The sequence below is a fragment of the Rhizobium sophoriradicis genome (assembly GCF_003939025.1).
Taxonomy (GTDB): Bacteria; Pseudomonadota; Alphaproteobacteria; order Rhizobiales; family Rhizobiaceae; genus Rhizobium; species Rhizobium sophoriradicis.
In genome coordinates this window covers 1-4,999 of sequence record NZ_RQIH01000045.1, presented here as the reverse complement: position 1 = coordinate 4,999, position 4,999 = coordinate 1, and the positions used below count along the sequence as shown (strand labels likewise).

Annotated in this window: 2 protein-coding genes and 2 pseudogenes; 2 read left to right on the top strand and 2 right to left on the bottom strand. The window is 56.4% G+C overall.

All coding sequences use genetic code 11. The features are described 5' to 3' along the window. Positions 1-381: 381 nt before the first annotated feature. Entirely contained in the window at positions 382-1,296 is a 915-nt protein-coding gene (locus EFR00_RS32620) for a hypothetical protein (RefSeq protein ID WP_010034735.1), read from the bottom strand. Between the two features lie 933 nt (positions 1,297-2,229). Between EFR00_RS32620 and nodA the strand changes: the two genes are divergently transcribed. After that, positions 2,230-2,817 carry a nodulation N-acyltransferase NodA gene (gene nodA / locus EFR00_RS32610; protein ID WP_004679687.1) on the top strand — a complete coding sequence of 196 codons (588 nt, stop codon included), beginning with the start codon at positions 2,230-2,232 and terminating at the stop codon, positions 2,815-2,817. Positions 2,818-3,227: 410 nt separating this feature from the next. Here nodA and EFR00_RS33260 read toward each other — a convergent pair. Continuing rightward, a pseudogene (locus EFR00_RS33260) lies at positions 3,228-3,686 on the bottom strand (GDP-mannose 4,6-dehydratase). 231 nt (positions 3,687-3,917) lie between these two features. Here EFR00_RS33260 and EFR00_RS32600 point away from each other — a divergent pair. Then, a pseudogene (locus tag EFR00_RS32600) lies at positions 3,918-4,860 on the top strand (IS630 family transposase). Positions 4,861-4,999 lie beyond the last annotated feature (139 nt).

Sequence of the window (4,999 nt, the reverse complement as noted above, 5' to 3'; positions counted from 1 at the left end):
AAAGACCTCATGGTGCGATCGGCAACAAGGTGCCGATCTCGTTGGTGAATTCGGGAGGCGCAACCAGCCCGCCTCCCTGAATGAAGCCGGAAAACTCTAGCATCCGGTGGTCCAACGTTTGGGAGCGTTTCAAAGACCGCCGAGGCTCTAATCGCCGCCGGATGAAAATTCAGTGGCAGGTCATTTGGTCTCGATGTTGCACAAGGAGCCAATTCCAGCGGCCACGAAGTACTTGGTATGCACCCGTGGGAACAACATGGGCGCTTCAATTGAACGGAAACTCAAATTTATGGCTGGCTCTGACAAATTACGGACGATCAGCGATAGTTCGGGTCTCCAGCGGGATTGCAGCATGAGGCCGGCAGTCAATACCAAAGGACATTACTGCGACTTCGCCGAATGCCGGTAATAGACATCCGCCAGAATGTGGTGGTCATGGCGGTAGACTTCGGCCATGATATTATAGAGGCTTGGATCGTGAGCCTCGAAATCTTCTGATGTGGCAATGGTGAGATTGCCTCGGCTGTAAGCCAAGTTCGTATTGAACCAAAATCGCGTGCCCTCGGCCCAATACTCATCGACGTTGTTCTCCATATAGGAACACGCCCAGAGGCCTTTCTCGTAGGCGTGCGAATAGGCACGTTCAACTCGTGCAACGAGATCAGGATCTACCGTGCGCAGCGCGTTGAAAATATTATGTGAGAATTCGTGAACAAGAATGTTCCCGCCGTAATACCGCGTGCCCGGCACGCCCATCAAATTCTCCACAGCTCCCGTCGTGTAGAGCCCGCCCATGCCGCGCGCCCTTTGTGCCCAGTAGTCTCGGGCAGTCATCTTGCCGATCGTGTTGGCGTAATCCCGCCGCTCGTCAGGGGTGAGACGTGGATCATCGGGAAGAGGCTTCTTCCAATCCCGCTGCTCGGGAATATCAGTCGTCGTCTCGTCAATTGCCATGACGCCCACCCGCGCTCCAGCCTGGATTAAAGCATCGCGGACATCACGGCGTTCTGACAACATGTAGAGGACAATGTCACGTGAGATCAATAGTGCCGTGTCTGGAACCTTGTTTGACGAAATAATAGGTATGCCCGCTGCGTCAGCATATTTGGCATAAAATGGATCCAGATTGAGTGATGTCGGTGGGCTGCGAACTATGAAAGTCTCGAAACTCGATACATCAGCCGCGGACAAAGGCGAGTCAGATAAGACATTCTCAGCGCCGCCGAGTCTGCCTGCGGATGCAGCAAGAAGGTACCCACCGCACAACACCATCCCCATCGAGCATACATCCATCATCGTGACCTCTCGTTAACGGCTGTCTTTCGTGAGACGACGCAACAACCGTGCCAGTCACTAAGTATTTCCTCGGGGGCTCATCGGCGCCGCCGGCTCTGTACCAGACCATGTGCGTGACGATCGGCATCCGGTGACCAGGGTATGACGATCACCTCATACCGTTATCTAGGAGAAAATTGCGATCTCGCGGCCGCCTCGCCAGTCCTGGGAGGCGTTTGCTGTCCGGGGTCCTAAAAGCTTGCACCGGAAACGCACTGATCTGCGAATCCATTCCTGTACCCATCATCTTCTCCCGAGGTCGGGATCGCCAGGCAAGTATGTCCTCTGGCAATCTTCGCCGATACCCAGCGTGCCGGTCCATGGGCTGCGATAGCCAAAGCGAACCAGGGCGTTTTGCGAGGGGAACCCCTTTCAGATTCAACAGGAGAATGCTGCTGCCTATCGCCGCGTCCCATTTTGTGTGGAATCAGACTGTCGCAAACCGAACATTCCGAAAAAACCCCTCCGCCCGGTCGGGTCGTTCGACGACTTTCGACGCCGGGATAGACCAGCCCGGTTCCGCCGAGGGTTCTAATGTGATCTCGACAATTTGCCTGATTATCGCCGAAAACGTCTTTGGCTTGCTTCTGCCTGAGTAGCGAGCCTCTCAGTCATGGTCAACTTTTCAGTTCAATGTCCTGGATGCCTGATCAAGATGATCCAGCATGATGGACAAGGCGGCATGTTCACGAAGAAGTTGGAGCAGCCGCTTCATCTGGCGTCGGCAGCCGATGGCAGGCCGATTGATTGGAACGCATCCATTGGACGGATGAGTTCCATCCAAACAAATGATTTCACCAGCTTATACCAGTGCCATTAGAAGCGCCCCAACGAGTGCGTATCAAGTAGTTGCTCTGTCGACGCCTGGACAGAGTATTAAGTGGAGGTTTAGGTATGAGCCCTCAGGTGCGGTGGAAAGTGTGCTGGGAAAACGAGTTGGAGCTCTCTGACCACACGGAGCTCGCAGATTTCTTTCGGAAGACCTATGGGCCAACTGGAGCTTACAACGCCCTTCCATTCGAAGGTGCTCGTAGTTGGTCAGGAGCTAGGCCCGAGCTTCGCGTAATAGGCTATGATGCGCACGGTGTGGCCGCTCACATGGGGTTGTTGCGTCGTTTCGTTCGGGTTGGCGAGGTCGATCTACTCGTATGCGAGCTTGGATTGTGGGGCGTGCGTCCAGATCTTGAGGGGTACGGCATTAATTCGATGCGCATTGTTTACCCAGTGCTGCAGCAACTTGGCGTTCGGTTTGCGTTCGGCGGTGTTCGGCAGGCGTTGCGCAACCTTGTTCTCAGGCTCTGCCGAAATGGTCTTGCGACGGTTTTGGAAGGGGTACGCGTGCGATCCACCCTTGCCGATGTTTATCTCAACCTCCCGCCGACGCGCTGTGAAAACGTAATTTTGGTAGTATTCCCAATAGGATGCTCAATGAGTGATTGGCCATCGGGGACCTTGATCGAGCGGAATGGCCCTGAGCTATGAAAGAGCATGGTCCCATAGCTGAAGTTATCCGAAGAGACGGTGGCGGCCCAGTGATCGGTGCGTCTATTTAACCCTCGATGACGGACCGACCCACACGATGACACATCCCGCACCTTTCGATCTGCGAACGCTTAGACGTCAAGCGTGAGATATTCGAGACAAGCAGGACCATCAGGAACATATGCCCCGAAGCCTCGGTACCGCAATCCGGGCACCTGGTGGAAGTATGAACATCATCGGCTAATGCCGTATTTTTGCGCGCTCGCGGGTTCACGATCCGCGCTCCTCGTTCGACCCGCTAACTGACGCCACTGCCGCAGAGCACGGCATCGGAGCCTGCGCACAAGCGCACTGCCGACCATACTGCGATGGCCGACAACCCAGATCTTCTTGTTGGACAAGTCGTACACTCAGAGCTCTTCCCGGCTGTTCAGGGCCTTCCAGTGCTTGACATCCTCGCGCACCATCTCGGCGACGAGCTCCTGAACCGGGGCCTTGTGTTGCCAGCCCAGCTTCTGGCGGGCCTTGGTCGGATCACCGGCAGAAGATCAACTTCCGTCGGGCGGAGGTATCGAGGATCGACTTCAACAAGGCAGGCACCGGACGCGGAGTCGTAGCCAGTCGACGCCGGACGCCTTCCATTCCAAAGTAATGTTCACGTCGGCAAAAGCCCGCTCGAGAAATTGGCCGACACTCGTCGTCTCGCCGGTCGCCAAGACGTGGCCATCCGGTTTGTCCTGCTGCAGCATGCGCGACATGCCCTCGACATACTCACGTGCGTGGCCCCAGTCGTAGCTCCTGGCGCTGTTTTTGGCCAGCTGTCGGGCGCGGCGGGCCTGCGCGATCGAAGTTGGCTTGTTCAGCCACAAGGCGAAGCTCTATCACCTGGGCGCTCGCAGCGTCTCCCGTGCGATACGCCATTTCTCTCTTGGCTACAGGGATGTGCGATTGTCTCCTGTTTTCAAAGCTCTTTGTCCTGCTGATGGTCGCGGTCGCGCTGGCGCGCGGTCGACCTAGACATGTCCTGCGATTGATGAATCGATTGTGAGGTGACGAGAGCGACCGAAGCTGATTCAACATCCTCAGCGGAGAGGTGGATGATGGGACAGGCCCTGAGCGATGATCTCCTAATACGGGTTTTGAAAGCGTCTGCGGCGGGCATGTCGGCTCGACAGGCTGCGGCTCGTTTCGGAGTTGGGATTTCGACGGCGATCCGCTGGATTGAAGAGCGAAAGAGGGTGAGTTAACTGCTCTGCCACAGAGCTGGAGACGACCTTCGGCAGTGGATGCACACGAGGAATTCGTTGTCGCGTTGATCAACGAGCGTAGGGATGTGACGCTCGATGAGATGGTTGAGCGCTTGTCCGTCGAGCGGCAGGTGAAGATCAGCCGCAGCGCACTTGGCGCCTGGCTTCGAGGCCGTGGGTGGACCTTTAAAAAAGACCGCACACGCACTGGAGCAGGACCGACCGGACGTCCTGAAGCGCCGGCGCGCCTGGTTCGATGGTCAATTGGACCTCGATCCGGAGAAACTGATCTTCATCGACGAAACCGGCCTCTCGACCAAGATGTCACGTCTGCGCGGACGTGCATTGCGAGGTGAGCGTTTGCCGTGCCGGCGTGCCGCACGGCCATTGGAAAACAACGACTTTCACCGGTGCGTTGCGCCTCAGCGGAATGACCGCCCCATTCGTCTACGATGGCGCGATGAACGGCAACGTCTTCCTTGCGTATGTCGAACAGGTGCTGGTGCCGCCCCTGGAGATCGGCGACGTCGTCATTATGGATAACCTGCCTGCACACAAGATAGCCGGTGTCCGCGATGCCATCGAACGTGCCGGCGCCAAGCTCATGTTCCTGCCGCCCTATAGTCCGGACTTCAATCCAATCGAGAACGCATTCTCGAAGCTGAAAGCCATGTTGCGAGGCCGAGCCGAGCGAAAGATCGATGCTCTATGGGATGCGGTCGGGGCCTTGATACCTCGCTTCACTGCGGCAGAATGCGCAAACTACCTTAAGGCCGCTGGATATGACCCAGATTGAGCAGGATTTGCTCTAGCGGTGCAAGTGATGCCATCACGACACCGTCTGTCGGCTTTGTCTGATCGGCGACATTAGGTTTGTTTGGCAGTTTCCTGTGGTGGTTCGGAGTAACTTTCTGAAACCCAACCAAAAAGATCTT